This window comes from Corynebacterium sp. CCM 9204, assembly GCF_041357695.1.
GTDB lineage: Bacteria > Actinomycetota > Actinomycetes > Mycobacteriales > Mycobacteriaceae > Corynebacterium.
Map to the genome: position 1 here is coordinate 863,733 of NZ_JAUERX010000001.1, position 14,884 is coordinate 878,616.

Sequence of the window (14,884 nt, forward strand, 5' to 3'; positions counted from 1 at the left end):
CTGACCCATTCTTCGATAAGGGCCCCGCCGTTCCAGCGGGGCCCTTCCAGGTCCATGAGCAGGTCGGGGCTTCAGTTTGATCCCCACTCCGATGGTACGTCTTCTTGAATAGCCAGTTATCCAACACAGGCACAACCGCGACAATCCACCAGGAGTACAGGCCGCGATTCTCAGCCATCAGATCATCGTCCGTCATTTCCGCTATCGTATTGGAGGCACGACCGGGTCCAATCGGCATCAGTCTCACCGGTGATCGAGGTATGCTCCTGCTCGGATTCGCGGGGACAGACGTGGTCTTCGCCGCCATGCAACGGGCCGCGGGAACGGACTGGCTGGTCGACCTGGCGGAGAAACTGCTCTGCAGGAATCCCCGGTACATCACCTACCTCGCCCCGGTAGTCACCTACACGATGATTATCCTCGCCGGCACCGGGTATCTCCAGTTACTCGCGGTCGTGCTCTCTGTCGACCTTCCTCGCAGTCTTTCCGACCGCGTTCGTGGCGAACCATCTCGGCCTCGACCTGGACAAGAACCCAATCTACCGCGAACGCCTCGAGAAGGGACTGGTCAGCTCACCAAAGAAACACGCAGAGAAGTAAGTGACCGCGGCGACCAAACTCGCGGTGTGGATTTTCGTTGCCGTCAGTGCACTGTTCGTCCTACCGACCTACCGATCCTGCTCGCCGCGGTAGAGATGGACCACACCGGCTCCACGAGAATCGGAAGGTATATCGTCAATCACCCGTTCCTCATACCGGGTGCCCTCTGCATCGCATTGTCCCCGGCGTTGGTGTTCCTGTTCGGTTCGGTCGTTCTCTGATCTCGGGTCCGCCTTTTGGGGGAAGTCCGGATTTCCCCGGTTCGGTGGGTGTTCCTTAGCGTCGGGGTATGACCAGTACATCGACAGACAACGAATTCCGGATACGAGGCCTCGAGGTGCGCTACGGCACAGATCGGGTCGTCCGGGACATGAGCCTGAGTGCCAAACCGGGACGTGTCACGTGTGTCCTCGGGCCCAACGGCGCAGGTAAGACGACGACGTTGCGCGCAGGCCTCGGTCTCGTCGGCCGGTACGCGGGCGAGTGCCACCGGCCGAAGCACACGAACATTCTGCTTGACGACGGCGGGCTCATCCCCGGTCTCACCGTCCGTCAGCATGTCACCGCACGGGCACTGTCCGTCGGCGTCTCGACCGGGTGTGTGGATGACCTCATCGACACCGTCGGTATGACCGATGCGGCGGCAATGAAGATCGGGAAGTGCTCAATGGGGATGAAGCGTCGTACGGCGCTGGCTGCGGCCAGTCCCGCGTCGGGTCAGCTCTAGCGCGGTGCCTTCGATGTCTTCGCCGCGACCAGCTCTGACGTACTCACCCTGCCGCAGCTCACCGTCATCATCCGCTGACCCCGAGAGAGATCGACTGCGTGCGTGAACTGTTCCGGGGACAGAGCAACAACGGCATCACGGACACCCTGTTTCTTGAGCCGTCCACGCTGAAGACGCACCTCTCCAACGCCATGTCCAAGACCGGGGAACGGGGTCGGGTCCAGCTCGTGATCTGGGCGTTCCGGTCCGGCCTGGTCGATATCTGATCAGGAGTCCGCGGTGATCTGACCGTCGGCGGTGCTCCCGGGCCACCCCGGATATTCGGGCGGAGTACCGCCGAAGGCAGGGCACAACGCTTGATGAGAACACCAGCCACAGAGCTTGGAGGTCTTCGGCCGGAAGTTCCCGCTCCGCCCATCCGCCTCGATCTTCGCCCACAGATCCCCCAGATCACGTTCAAAGTACTCCAATTCCTCCACCGAGGGGGTGAGGAAAATCGAGTCGGTGACCTTGAGGTACATCAGTCTGAGCTGTGCGGGAAGCACCTTGTGCAGCCGCCAGTAGACCAGGGCGTAGAACCGCATCTGGAACGTGGCCTGCTGACTGAACCGGGGGATGGGCTTCTTGCCGGTCTTGTAATCGACGACCCTGATGCGGCCGTCCGGGGCCTCGTCGACGCGGTCGATGAACCCGCGGACCGGCACCCCGTTGGGGAGCACGGACTCCACATACATCTCGCATGCCTTGGCCGTGAAGCCCTGGGGGTTCTCCATTTCGAAGTAGCCGCGCAGCAGGGCACGGCACTCGACGAGGAAGTCGTAGCGGGCGTCCTCGGGGACAAGCTCGTCGAGCTCATCGTCGGCGGCGCACATCGCCGCCCAGGTGGGTTTGAGGCGTTTGACCGCCGCCGGGTAGGTGCGCTGCTCCGGCGCCCACGTGTGCATCTGCTCGAGCACATCGTGAACGAGTGTTCCCTTGACCTGAGCGACGGTCTTCGGTTCGGGAATACGGTCAATGGCCCGCAGCCGGTAGAGCAGCGGGCACTGCTGGTAGTCGCTCGCCCGGGAAGGGGACAGCGCGAGGGGCCGGGGCCGGGTGGACGGGCTGGTCGTTACCGGTGAGGTCATGGGACATCACGTTACCGCGCACCCCGGACGCAGCCGTCCCAGGGTGCGCAGTCTGTTGTGGACCCCTGACGGAGGGGCCCGTCCTATCCACAACCGGTCTCCCTAAAGCTCAGCCTCCCGAGCTGCGGTGACCAGCCCCTCGACGGTGGCGCGCAGGGAATCGGGGACAGACTGCTCGGTGAGATCGAGGAACCCCCGGACGATGAGGTCGCGGGCGGTGTCCTCGTCGAGTCCGAGCGCCATGAGGTAATCGAGCCGGTCACCGTCGATCATGCCGACGGACGCCTCGTGGCTCAACTGCGCCTCGTCGACACGCGCCTTCAACGCGGGGACCGAGTCAATGTATCCGGTGTCCCTCAGCATGAGACCATCACACTCCAGGAATCCGGAGCACCCGCGTCCGACGCCGACGAGCGTGGTGTCGTTGGAGATCTCCCCACCGTCGGAAACCATGCGGGACACCTGTTCGGCACGTGACCCCGCTCCGAGGAGACGAATCTCGGTCCTCATCTCGCGGTGGGTGTCGGCCGGGGCGAACACCACCGAGTGGCTGGTGTCGGTTGCCCCGTCGTCAAGTTCGACGGTGGAGTGCGCGACGTGGTTGCGGAGCCCGGAGACCGCGACGGAAACGGAACTGTTCACGGCGTCGCGGGCGATGCGAGTTCCGGACCAGGAGTGGACGTCCATCTGGGAGCCCCACCGTTCGACATCGAGGGAGCGGAGTCGGGCGCCTTCACCGATGAATGTCTCCGAAACAGAGACGTGGCGACCGTGGGTCATTTTCGGGGTGACACCGGAACCACTGATGTGGTCGACCCGGGCACCAGCTCCGATGACGGTCAGATCGTGGACGAATTGTCTTTCCTGGGGCACGGTCATGAACGAGAAGTTCTGCAGTGGCCCGTCGAGGATCGCGCCGTCGTGGACCCAGGTGAACGTGCCCAGCGGCCGATCCTGGGATTCGAAGGCACGCCGCAGGACGTCATCGGAGAGTGGGTCGATGAGCGAGAACATGAGCTGCTGCACCCAGGGGTAGGTGACGACCGCATCCGAGAGCGGCATAATTTCGACCTGCCCGTCGTGGGTGACGATGCGTTCGAAGTGATGGTCGACCATCAACGAGGTGCCCGCGCAGGACTCCTCGTCGCGCCAACCGAGATCGGTGAGCAGCCCGGGCGTCACGCTGGCGTTGCCGAGACCGGGTACCGGGGTGACTGCGGGAACGGTGGATGTCATTGGGAATCAGTCCTTGGTTTCGTCGGTGGGTGGAAAATACCCGGGATCAGGCTGCCCAGCCGTCGGTACGGACACGGGCAAGCATGTCGCGGGCGTCGCCACTGTCGGTGAGGCGTCCGCCGGACATGAGGTGTGCGATGGGGGAATCGAGGTGGTCGAGGATGAACCCGGTGTGTGTGACGACCAGCGAGCTCCGGGCCGTTCCATCGGGGCACGGGGTCTGCAGCAGGTGCGCGAGTGCGCGCCCCACCACAGAGACGTGTTCCATGTCGACACCTGACTCCGGTTCGTCCAGCAGGCACATGGTCGGCTGCTGGAGCCGGAGTTTGAGCATCTCGAAACGGCGCATCTCACCGCCAGAGAATCCGCAGTGGACGTCCCGGTCCAGGAAGTCGGAGAGATTGAGTTCCTCGGCGAGCCGGGGCAACCGGTCACCGGCGTGGATCGCCTGAGCGAGTTTGCTCACCGTGATTCCGTGGAGTTTGGGTGGATGCTGCACCGCGAGACCGAGTCCCGCTCGGGCGCGTTCATCAACGGAAAGCTCCGTGATGTCCTGTCCGTTCAGGAGTATCCGCCCACGGGTGACCTGGAATGGTCCGGTGCCCATGATCGCGTTCAGCAGTGATGATTTCCCGGAGCCGTTCGCTCCGATGAGAACATGGTTCTCTCCGTGGTTGACGGTCAGTGTGATGTCGCGGCAGACGATCGTGTCATCGACGGAGACGGTGACGTCGTCCAGTGCGAGCAGCGGGGTGGTGGTGTCCATGGTCGATCCTTCTCCCTGGCGTGGTCGGTCCTCCCCGCGGGGCCTCCGACCTGCGGGAGGTGGTATTCCACCCCAATTCTACGGATAAATCTGAACACCATTCATAATCTCCAAAGGGTGACCTCCGTCATGACATCTGAGCTGGGGTGATCGTCCGTTCCACCGTTCGAGGGAACCCGATCCGGGGGTGGTCACACCGCAGGGACGTACCAGGGGAGCGTGCACAATGGGGGAATGGGTAACCGACTTTCCGGCAGTGACAGCACCTACCTCCGGCAGCACGCCGACGACCCCGTCGACTGGTGGACGTTCGGCCCGGAGGCCTTCGCCGAAGCCTCCCATCGCGATGTCCCGGTACTGGTCTCCATCGGGTACGCGGCGTGCCACTGGTGCCATGTAATGGCCCGGGAGTCCTTCTCGAATCCGGACATCGCGGCACTACTCAACGAGCATGTGGTCTGCGTGAAGGTGGACCGGGAACAGCACCCCGACGTTGACGCGCTCTACATGCAGGCCACCATCGCGTTGTCCGGCCATGGTGGATGGCCGATGACCGTCTTCACCGATCCCGAGGGACGACCGTTCTACGCCGACACCTATGTCCCTCCGGAGGACCGGCCGGGGCGCCCCGGCCTGCCCCGTCTGATCCGCGCCGTGGACGAAACCTGGCGCAACCGCCGTAGTGAGATCGCCGACATGGGGGAGAAGGTTCGCGAGATGATGGCCCTGCACTCCGCCCCCGTCCGCCCGGTCCCGACCGTCGACAAGGTCTTCGACCGGGTGACGTCCGCACTCCAGGACTCCGAGGACCCGGTGCACGGTGGTTTCGGCGGTGCCCCGAAGTTCCCACCGTCCGCCACACTCCTGGGGCTCACCAGGCGGGCGGAACGGACTGGAGACGACCGTGTGCACGCGCTCGTCGGAAGGACCATTGAATCCATGGTCCGCGGCGGGATCTTCGACCAGATCGGAGGGGGTTTCGCCCGATACACAGTGGATGCGGCGTGGCGGACCCCGCACTTCGAGAAGATGCTCGACGACAACGCGCTCCTGCTCCGGGCGCTCGTGGCGCATGCCCACGCAACGGGTGATCCCCTGGCAACTCGGGCCGCAGATGACACCGCACGGTTCCTGCTCACCTCACTGCGTCGTCGGGACGGACTGTTCGCCACCTCCCTGGACGCCGACACCGACGGAGTCGAGGGCGCAACCTACCGCTACACCCGGAACAGGGTCTCTGCCACACTAGGGGACTCCGACGACGCCAACTGGATCGCCACCTTATTCGGTATCAGCAATACTGATGATGCCGAAGGCGGCTCCGTCCCCACCTTGTCGCGTGATCCAGACGACATGCCCCGCTTCCTCCGCATCCGCGAACAGCTCGCCGCCGCCCGGGCGAGAGACCCGCAACCCGGGCGGGACGACACCGCAACCACAACAGGTACCGCGATGGCCGCGGTCGCCCTCAGTGAGGCGGCGGAACTTCTGCCGGGAGCTGGGAACGACACATTCCGTGACGCGGCCGTGCACGCTATCCTCGGGTTGGACAGGCTGCACCGGACTACCGACGGTGGTTTTCTCCGGGTCAGTGGCGGAGAATCCGCATCACTCGCAGACCTCGCGTGGCTGGCCCTGGCGTCGACCCGAACAGCCTCCGCAGCCACCTGCACCGGGGATGAGGCACTCACGGAAGACTGCCTCCGGATTCTCCGGGACGCCCTCAATCAGATCGAACGTCGCCACGCGGACCCGGACAACCCAGGCACCTATTTCGACAGCGGCAGTCCCATCCCGGTGCTCGGACTGCGCGCCCGGGATCCTTTCGACACCTCTGCCCCCGCCGGAGTCGCGGTGGCGGGGGAAGCCTTCTTCACCGGGTCGATGGTCATCGGTGCCACCGGGGACGCGGACACCGCCGAGCGGTGGGCGAGCCGTGGACGGGAGATCCTCGCGGTCCATGGGGAGGTCGCCGGCGCGCGCCCCCTCCAGGCCGGCGGGTGGCTTAGTCTCGGTGAACTCGCGGCATCCGGCCCAACCCGCGCGGTGGTCACGTCACCGACAGCAGAGGCGCTCTCCCGGCTCCGCCGACAACTCGATTCCGCAGCGATCATCCTCGGTACAGGCCCGTCAGGTATCCGGGTCGACGGCCCGCACCCGGGTCGTGGCACGCATGTGCAGATCTGTCGGGCCGGGGTGTGTGGCCGAACCGTTGCCCTGTGATGGTTGGATGGAAACATGATCAGCTTCAGCGACTTTATCCACGCCTCCCCGAGTTCCTATCACGCAGCGGACCAGGTGCGCCGCGAGCTTCTCGCCGCGGGATTCACGGAACAGGATGAGACGGATACCTGGGACGCGACACCGGGCGGCCATCTCCTGGTCCGGGGTGGTGCTGTGTTGGCCTGGTACATCCCCCGGGAAGCGGGCCCCGACTCAGGTTTCCGGATCGTCGGCGCCCACACCGATTCACCCGGACTGAAGCTCAAGTCCCTTCCGGACGCCGGAACCGCGGGCTGGCGGCAGGCCGCCTGCGAGGTCTACGGCGGCCCAATCCTGTCGACGCTGTTCGACCGCGAACTCCGGCTCGCCGGTCGGGTCATCACCGTGGACGGGACACAGCACCTCGTGGACACGGGCCCGCTACTCCGTGTCCCGAATCTCGCGATCCATCTCGATCCGAAGGTGAACCAGGGCTTCGAGTACGACCGGCAGCGCCACCTCTATCCGGTCCTCGGCACAGGTGACCCCCGGGAGACCGTGCTCGAGACGGTCGCCCGTCTAGCGGGAATCGACGACGACATCATCGCCCACGACCTCATCACCTGCGACACGCAGGCCCCGGAGTTCTTCGGTGCTGAGCTGGACCTTCTGGCGGCGCCCCGCCTGGATAATCTTTCCAGCGTCTGGCCCGCGACCACCGCATTGAACACAGCCGTGCGGGACGGGGGCGCGGACGCCCAGAGAGACATCCTCGTCCTCGCGGCCTTCGACTACGAGGAGGTTGGATCCGGTGCCGTCACCGGGGCGGCCGGGCCGATCCTGCAGAACGTCCTCGATCGCACTGCTGAGGCCCTAGGTGCCCGGGGGATCGACGGCCGGGCCCGGATGTACGCCCGCTCATCGTGCATCTCTGCCGATGCCGCGCACTCGGTCCACCCGAACTTCGCCGAACGGCACGATCCCGTCAACCGTCCACTTGCCGGATTTGGTCCAGCGCTGAAGGTCAACGCGAAGCAGCGGTATGCCACCGACGCCGAATCCGCGGCCCTGTGGCACCGGCTGTGTTCCACCGTCGGTGCCCCCAACCAGGTGTTCGTTTCCGGTAACCACGTACCCTGTGGAACGACCATCGGTCCGATCACTGCGACTCGCCTCGGCATCACCACGCTTGATGTTGGCGTTCCCATCCTCTCCATGCACTCCGCACGCGAGATGGCCTCCGCCCGCGACGTCGACACGCTGGCTCAGATCCTCGGCACCTACTACGCCGGCGTTTAACCCGAACCGCCCACGACGAGATACGAACGAGAGACACTCATGGCTTATTCCGGCCCCTTCCAAGCGGGCGACCGCGTCCAGCTCACCGATGCGAAACGCCGTCACTTCACGATCGTGCTCAAGGAAGGGCAGAGCTTCTTCACCCACAAGGGGGGCATCGCACACGATGACATCATCGGCCAGCACGAAGGTACCGTGGTGGAATCCTCCCAGGGCGGTCTATACCTCTGTTTCCGTCATCTGATGGTGGACCACGTTCTGTCCATGCCTCGCGGCGCAGCAGTCATCTACCCGAAGGATTCCGCCCAGATCCTCATCGAGGGCGACATCTTCCCGGGCGCGCGCGTACTCGAAGCCGGTGCAGGTTCCGGGGCTCTCTCCATGACACTGCTCCGTGCCATCGGTGAGTCCGGTGAACTGATCTCCTATGAGATCCGGCAGGATCACCTCGACTACGCGGAGTCGAACGTCGATGAATTCTTCGGGGGGAGCCCCTCCAACTGGTCTCCTCGTCTGGGCGACCTTAAAGAGGTCACGGTGGACGACATCGGAGGTCCCGTCGACCGCATCATCCTCGACATGCTGGAGCCTTGGGAATGTCTCGACGCGGTGCGAGGACTTCTTCTTCCGGGAGGAGTATTCATGACATACGTGGCCACCGTCCCGCAGTTGATGAAGGTCATGGAGGGTATCCGCGAACTGGGGTGCTTCACTGAACCCCGCGCCTGGGAATCCCTCGTCCGGGAGTGGAAGGTCGAGGGACTGGCCACCCGCCCCGAGCACAGGATGAACGCCCACACCGCATTCCTGGTCTGGGCGCGGCGCCTGGCGGACGGTACGGTCGCACCCCGGCCGCAGCGACGCGCCCGGAAATAACGGGCACTTCCACGATCCATAAGTCAGGATAAGTCAGCCTCACCTCACACTTCACCGACCCCGGTGGTCTACATTGGAGTTCCATGAGCACCTCCGTCAACACCCCCGAACCGGACGACAACGCTTCGACCGACGCCGCCCAGTCGATACCGGCGCCCCGATCCGCCATCGACACATACCGGGAGGTCTCGGAAGAACTGCGCCGAGTCCGTCGTGACAATCGCGAATTGGCAACCCGCAACACCAAACTCGTGGAGCTGCTCACTGCCTCACGCCGAAAACTCGCAGTCCTCAACGAACAGTTGGAACAACTCTCAGCACCGCCGTCCACCTACGGGACGTATCTTGAGCCAACCCAGGGGTTCGAGGAGACCTGTGCTGAGGTGTTCACATCGAACAGAAGGATGCGCCTCGCGGTGAGTCCACTCGTTGACCCCACCTCGCTCGTTCCCGGAGCACGGGTTCGACTCGGCGAAGGCGCACAAGTCGTGGAGGTCTGCGGCTTCGACGACTCCGGGGAGATGGCTAGTGTGACGGAAGTTCTTGCGGATGGCCGGGCTCTCGTCATCGATACCACCGGGGAGGAACGCCTCGTCCGCCTCGCGGGACCACTGCTCGCGGGTGAAAAGCCACCGCGACCGGGAGATACGCTTCTGGTGGACAATCGCGCAGGGTATGCCTTCGAGGTCATTCCCAAGACCGAGGTCGCGAAACTAGCGCTAGAGGAGGTTCCCGACGTCACTTGGGCGGACATCGGCGGTCTCGACGATCAGATCACCCGAATCCGGGATGCCGTCGAACTACCCTTCACCCATCCGGATCTCTACCACGCTTACAACCTGAGGGCCCCGAAAGGCGTCCTCCTTTATGGTCCTCCAGGCTGTGGGAAGACACTCATCGCCAAGGCGGTCGCGAACTCACTCGCCGAGCGCATCGGTGATGGCTCACGTTCCTACTTCATCAATGTCAAAGGTCCCGAACTACTGAATAAATTTGTCGGGGAATCGGAACGCCAGATAAGACTCATCTTCGAACGTGCCCGAGAACTCGCTGGCGAAGGACGCCCAGTCATCGTGTTCTTTGATGAGATGGAGTCAATCTTCCGGACACGGGGATCCGGGGTATCCTCCGACATGGAGACCACCGTTGTCCCTCAGCTACTCGCCGAACTCGACGGCGTGGAGAGTCTGTCCAACGTCATCGTAATCGGCGCGACGAACCGCGAGGAACTCATCGACCCCGCGATCCTCCGCCCGGGCCGTCTGGACGTGAAGATCCGGGTCCAACGACCCGACCGGGCGGGAGCCCGGGAGATCTTTCAGCGGCTGCTCCACGAGAATATACCGGTCGCAGGTGATCCAGAGAAACTCATCGAGCATGCTGCGGAACATCTGTTCCGACCCCGACCTTTCGTCGAATTGACCTATCTCGACGGGAGCATCCAGGTTCTGCATTACCACGACTTCGTCTCCGGTGCGATGATTACGAACATCGTGGACCGAGCCAAAAAAGAAGCGATCAAGGACCACCTCGCCGGCCGGACGAATGGTATTACGAGTGCTCATCTTGCAGCGGCGATCGACGCGGAGAACGAGGAAAACGAGGACCTTCCAAACACCTCGAACCCGGATGCCTGGTCCCGGATCACCGGACGCCCCGGAAGCCGGGTCGCGGGTGTCCGGGTACTCGGTGCCCCATCTGATCCCGAACCTCCCGCACGTTAGGAAACGCCACCATGACCCGTTTCATCGGTTCCGAGACAGAGTACGGTATCTCCACCCCGGATGATCCCACAGCTAGCCCGATCGTCACCTCCACCCACACCGTACTCGCCTACGCCGTCGCAACCGGTGCGTCTCTCCGCCGTACCCGCTGGAACTTCGGTGAGGAAACCCCTCTCCGTGATGCCCGCGGCTTCGACCTCCGGCGCTTCCGTACAGCCCCTGTCATCGATCCCAATACCGTCGGCGTCGCCAACGTGATCACCTCATCAGGTGCACGCTTCTACGTCGATCACGCGCATCCCGAGTATTCGGCCCCGGAAACCACCGATGCGATGCAGACGATGATCTACGATGCCGCGGGTGACCTGGTGATGAATCGTGCGGTGGAAGCGGTACGGCAGTACACCGACCGTGGTGAGAGTGTGATTGAAGGCCAATCTCCGTGCCCGCCTCTCAAGATCTACAAGAACAACGTCGACGGCAAGGGAGCGAGCTACGGTAGCCACGAGAACTACCTGTGGCACCGTTCCACGGACTTCGATGTCCTGACCCGGGCGATCATCCCCTTCTTCGTCACCCGTCAGGTGCTTATCGGTGCGGGCCGCGTCGGTCTGGGGGAACGGGGTGAGTTCCCGGGCTTCCAGATAAGCCAGCGGGCTGACTACATCGAACAGTCGGTGTCACTCGAGACGACCCTGAACCGGGGAATCGTCAACACCCGGGATGAACCACACGCTGACGCCGACAAGTGGGGGCGGCTCCACGTCATCATCGGGGACGCGAACATGTCCCAGACATCCAACCTGCTGAAGTTCGGACTCACCCCCCTGATCATCGAAGCGATCGAAGCCGGCGACGACTTCTCCGATCTGGAACTCGTCGACCCCGTTGCCGCGGTGAAGCAGATCTCCCGAGATCTCAGATGTAGTCGACTGCTCCAGCTCGCGGATGGCCGGGAAATGCGCGCGACAGCCATCCTCCGGGAGTATCTCTCCCGGTGCACTGCAACCGATCACATAGACCGGCTCGTTCTCCGGACGGCGGAGGACCTGCTCGATGATCTGGACATCGATCCGCTACGGACATCGGACCGGCTCGACTGGACGGCCAAGTTGTCCCTCATCCAGCGGTTCACTGATCGGGGTATCGACCTGAACCATCCCAAGATCGCACTCATCGATCTCCAGTACTCCGACATCGATCCCGAGCGTGGGTTGCATCATGCCCTTGTCCGGCGCGGCAGCATGCGGAGCCTCGTCGACTCTGCCGCGATAGATGCCGCGGTGCTCACCCCTCCGGAAGGAACGCGTGCATTCTTCCGGGGGGAGATCATGCGTCGCTGGCCCGATCAGGTGCTTGCGGCGAGCTGGGACACCATCGTCGTCAACGGCGACCGCGTGACCGGTCACCACCGGCTGCGGATGCCGGAGTTGGATTGTCTCACCCGGGCAAACTGTGAAGACCTGTTCGATCGTGCTGCTGATGCCACCGAACTCCTCCGACTCGTCGCGGAGCGGGGACTCGCCCCGTCTGACCTCATCGGAGGCCCCGGCCGCTGACTCCGCCGTACCCGCACCTGAAGAAGAGAACCCCGCACCGGGAACAGATTTTCCGGTATGGGGTTCTCTTCTTTTATCTAGCGGTGGAGAATGCTCGTGTTGATGAAGTGGATCAGTCCCGCGATGAGCGCGAAGATTCCACCGACAGACACGAGTGCCAGCAAACTGTTGCCTTTGAACCCGTCGAAGAGTCCGGAGAAGATGTTCTTCCCGTTGCTACCGTTCGGGGTCGGCGTGGTCTTCGCCTCAGTGACCTTCACCGTCAGATCAACGGTATCGGTACTCTCATCCGTGTAGGTGACCGTGACGGTGATCATGACATCACCGGCGGGAGCATCAGCAGCCGGTGCATAAGTGACGGCACCGGTCTTGGCGTCGATCGTCGCGCCTGCAACATCCTCAGCCAGACTGAAGACAGTTCCCTCGGGAGCGGACGCGGCCTCACGGTCAGCGGTGCTGGTCTCGTCGAAGAGCACCGTTCCGGAAGTGACGGACTCGCCTGCGGTCACCTCAAGGGCGGCCTCACCGAAGTACGCATCGACAGAGTCCGTCAGCGGCGTGGTCTCGTCGGGGGTCTCTCCCATGGTGATGACGCTGATGTCAGGATCGTGCTGACCCTCTTCCCCGGGGAGCTCGAGGCGCTGGAGGCCAGCGTAGTCGACGTAGGCGATCTCACGGTGGTCGACGACGAAAGCATCACCGTCGACCAGGATGGTGGCGAGTGGCTCGTTTCTTTCCGCATTCTTCATGTTGCCGGAGAGCGACGCCTTACGGAGAACCTCACCCGTGGACGGGTCGACGGTCAGGAAGTTGTTCTTGCCGGTCGATACCAGGGCCTGACCTTCGGAGTTGAAGGTCATACCTGCGATGAGGCTGAGATCTTCCGGATTCACAGCGTGGTACGGCATGGTGAACTCACCGTTCTCATACCTCAGGAACGCTACATGCGAATTTGGGTAGTTGTTGTAGATACCGATGTTCGTTCCATCGGTTGCCACACCACGGAAGCTATGGCTGTGATCCTCGATCGCGGGGGTGAAAGCATGGACCAGCGCTGCTTTCGTGTCAGTGGCTGACGGAGTGATGTGAACCGGCAGAGCACCCGGATTCGAACCATCGGTCCGGGGGACAGCATGATCGTAGACATAAATGTAGGTGCCGTCGTTGAGGGCCCGCAGTCCGGACGTGGAGGAGAACACGTAAGGGGAACCGTATACCTCGTTGTAGTGGGCCTCGGTGTCCACATCCGGGTAGAGTTCGGTCTCCTTCGGGAGTTCTACGGTGGTCTTGCTGCCGTCGACGGTGATCGTCGTGAAACGGGCGGGGTAGTCGTCGACGGAGTCCCCGATCTTGGGCAGCAGGTGCAGGACACCGAGGGTGCCATCGGACGCGTCCCTCGCGAATCCCGAGACCGTTCCTTCAAGCGTGGCGACCTCCGTGGCGGATCCGATACCGGATGCGGTCACCGGGGCACTGTGGATCACACTCATCGCGGGGTCAGACTTCGGCTCCACCCAGTAGAGGGTGCCTGTCGCGGTGTCGAAGGCGGTGTCGGTCGCGCCGTTGGTCACGAACTCGAAGGTATCCGAGATCGTATCCAGGTCGTGCGATACGACAACGCCCTTACCTGCACCGTATTTGTTTGTCACATACAGGACTGATCCATCGGACAGAGCGTAGAGACGCTCGGAGCCACCAACCTCGACCGGAAGCTGAACGCTCTCGGCGAGAGAATAGCCCTCGGAGCCGGATGAGTTCAGTTCGGTCTTACCCGGGTAGGAGAAGGACAGGGAACTGATGTACGGATTTGTGGTGTAGAAATTGGAGAACGCTTCCTGTCCCTTCGGAAGAAGCGAGCCCGCAACACTGTTCCATGTGGTGGTGTCGGTCTGGTTGTTGTAGCGACCCGCTTTGAAGTCCAGGGTCGCGAACGGAACAACTTCCACGCCGAGCCATTCACCGGTCTGGTAGGTCCGGGAATTGACCGTCGCGTACAGTGTTCCGATTCCTTTGTCGGCGTTGAACACAATCTTCGGGTCCGCCACAGTAAGGTCCAACTGGCAGTTACCGCGTACAGGTTCATTGCCTTCGCAGTACTTCATGTAGTTGACGGTTCCGCCGTACTGGACGACGGCGTTGCCTTCATCGTCCGTCTCGGTGGACTCGTAGGGCCACAGGAAGGTGCCGTCGACCATTTTGGCACCGTCGAGGATGTTGGTGGCCCCACCGGTGTAGTTGTTGAAGGAATCCCGGATTTCCCAGGAGAGAGCGGGGATGGAGACATCAACGTCCTGAGACGCACCGGTCCGGGGAGTGATGCCGATGGTGTCATCGACACCGGCGAAAGCCGGCGCCACGGAACCGAAACCGAGGGTGAGCGCGGTGACGGTTGCGAGGCCGAGTCGGGTGATTCGGCGGGAAGAAGTTCTGGGCACTGGCATGTCCTTAAGGATCTGATGTTCGGAATTGAACACCGATGGTCACGATTTCCGATTGATCGGGTCTGCTGCACCGGTGGATGCAGGTAAGGGTAACAGAGGTTAGCCAGACCTCACCATCATTTCTGCAGCCATCTAATGTTTGCTAGAGCGTTAAATGACACCGCGCGACTTTCCGCCGATCCGCTCCGGATCGGCGGTCGTAGATTCAATGGCGAAGGGTCTATCGGTACTCAACCGAAAGATTGAATTATTGGGCCACCCACGGTGGGGAATGATCGCAGTCACCCCGTTTCTTTGCGGTCGTGCGCTTTCCGATACAACAGTGAC

At 62.8% G+C, this 14,884-nt stretch carries 11 protein-coding genes and 1 pseudogene; 8 read left to right on the forward strand and 4 right to left on the reverse strand.

Annotated features, from left to right (window positions below; genetic code table 11):
* The first annotated feature begins 176 nt into the window (after positions 1-176).
* The 3 genes and pseudogenes from QWU43_RS03825 (at position 177) to QWU43_RS03835 (ending at position 1,593) form a co-directional block, all read left to right on the forward strand.
* Positions 177-821, forward strand: a pseudogene (locus tag QWU43_RS03825) (anaerobic C4-dicarboxylate transporter family protein).
* A gap of 68 nt (positions 822-889) precedes the next feature.
* The gene (locus QWU43_RS03830; protein WP_370917144.1) at positions 890-1,327 is read left to right on the forward strand and encodes an ATP-binding cassette domain-containing protein; all 438 of its coding nucleotides are present in this window, start codon (positions 890-892) and stop codon (positions 1,325-1,327) included.
* A 74-nt stretch (positions 1,328-1,401) separates the two neighbouring features.
* Positions 1,402-1,593, forward strand: a complete 192-nt coding sequence (locus tag QWU43_RS03835) for a LuxR C-terminal-related transcriptional regulator (protein WP_370914308.1) — start codon at positions 1,402-1,404, stop codon at positions 1,591-1,593.
* Here QWU43_RS03835 and QWU43_RS03840 read toward each other — a convergent pair whose 3' ends face one another.
* The 3 genes from QWU43_RS03840 to QWU43_RS03850 all read right to left on the reverse strand — a co-directional run bounded on the left by QWU43_RS03840 (position 1,594) and on the right by QWU43_RS03850 (position 4,456).
* Positions 1,594-2,454, reverse strand: coding sequence for a RecB family exonuclease (locus QWU43_RS03840; protein ID WP_370917145.1), 861 nt, complete (start codon positions 2,452-2,454; stop codon positions 1,594-1,596).
* Positions 2,455-2,556: 102 nt separating this feature from the next.
* The gene (locus tag QWU43_RS03845; protein WP_370917146.1) at positions 2,557-3,690 is read right to left on the reverse strand and encodes a SufD family Fe-S cluster assembly protein; all 1,134 of its coding nucleotides are present in this window, start codon (positions 3,688-3,690) and stop codon (positions 2,557-2,559) included.
* Between the two features lie 46 nt (positions 3,691-3,736).
* Positions 3,737-4,456 (reverse strand): ABC transporter ATP-binding protein, encoded by a 720-nt coding sequence (locus QWU43_RS03850; RefSeq protein WP_370917147.1) that lies wholly within the window; start codon positions 4,454-4,456, stop codon positions 3,737-3,739.
* Between the two features lie 234 nt (positions 4,457-4,690).
* Between QWU43_RS03850 and QWU43_RS03855 the strand changes: the two genes are divergently transcribed.
* The 5 genes from QWU43_RS03855 (at position 4,691) to dop (ending at position 12,116) form a co-directional block, all read left to right on the forward strand.
* Positions 4,691-6,679 carry a thioredoxin domain-containing protein gene (locus QWU43_RS03855; RefSeq protein WP_370917148.1) on the forward strand — a complete coding sequence of 663 codons (1,989 nt, stop codon included), beginning with the start codon at positions 4,691-4,693 and terminating at the stop codon, positions 6,677-6,679.
* Positions 6,680-6,694: 15 nt separating this feature from the next.
* Entirely contained in the window at positions 6,695-7,957 is a 1,263-nt protein-coding gene (locus QWU43_RS03860) for a M18 family aminopeptidase (RefSeq protein WP_370917149.1), read from the forward strand.
* A 39-nt stretch (positions 7,958-7,996) separates the two neighbouring features.
* Positions 7,997-8,833 carry a tRNA (adenine-N1)-methyltransferase gene (locus QWU43_RS03865; RefSeq protein WP_370917150.1) on the forward strand — a complete coding sequence of 279 codons (837 nt, stop codon included), beginning with the start codon at positions 7,997-7,999 and terminating at the stop codon, positions 8,831-8,833.
* An 83-nt stretch (positions 8,834-8,916) separates the two neighbouring features.
* A complete protein-coding gene (gene arc / locus QWU43_RS03870) occupies positions 8,917-10,557 on the forward strand; it encodes a proteasome ATPase (protein WP_370917151.1) in 1,641 nt (546 codons plus the stop codon).
* An 11-nt stretch (positions 10,558-10,568) separates the two neighbouring features.
* Complete coding sequence (gene dop, locus QWU43_RS03875) at positions 10,569-12,116, forward strand: depupylase/deamidase Dop (RefSeq protein WP_370914187.1); 1,548 nt, start codon at positions 10,569-10,571, stop codon at positions 12,114-12,116.
* Between the two features lie 77 nt (positions 12,117-12,193).
* Here dop and QWU43_RS03880 read toward each other — a convergent pair whose 3' ends face one another.
* Complete coding sequence (locus QWU43_RS03880) at positions 12,194-14,551, reverse strand: HtaA domain-containing protein (protein ID WP_370917152.1); 2,358 nt, start codon at positions 14,549-14,551, stop codon at positions 12,194-12,196.
* Between the last annotated feature and the right edge of the window lie 333 nt (positions 14,552-14,884).

Coding starts and splice junctions, on each gene's coding strand:
- arc (WP_370917151.1), top strand. CDS start 8,917: ATGAGCACCTCCGTCAACACCCCCGAACCGGACGACAACGCTTCGACC.
- dop (WP_370914187.1), top strand. CDS start 10,569: ATGACCCGTTTCATCGGTTCCGAGACAGAGTACGGTATCTCCACCCCG.
- QWU43_RS03855 (WP_370917148.1), top strand. CDS start 4,691: ATGGGTAACCGACTTTCCGGCAGTGACAGCACCTACCTCCGGCAGCAC.
- QWU43_RS03845 (WP_370917146.1), bottom strand. CDS start 3,690: ATGACATCCACCGTTCCCGCAGTCACCCCGGTACCCGGTCTCGGCAAC.
- QWU43_RS03865 (WP_370917150.1), top strand. CDS start 7,997: ATGGCTTATTCCGGCCCCTTCCAAGCGGGCGACCGCGTCCAGCTCACC.
- QWU43_RS03850 (WP_370917147.1), bottom strand. CDS start 4,456: ATGGACACCACCACCCCGCTGCTCGCACTGGACGACGTCACCGTCTCC.
- QWU43_RS03840 (WP_370917145.1), bottom strand. CDS start 2,454: ATGACCTCACCGGTAACGACCAGCCCGTCCACCCGGCCCCGGCCCCTC.
- QWU43_RS03860 (WP_370917149.1), top strand. CDS start 6,695: ATGATCAGCTTCAGCGACTTTATCCACGCCTCCCCGAGTTCCTATCAC.
- QWU43_RS03830 (WP_370917144.1), top strand. CDS start 890: ATGACCAGTACATCGACAGACAACGAATTCCGGATACGAGGCCTCGAG.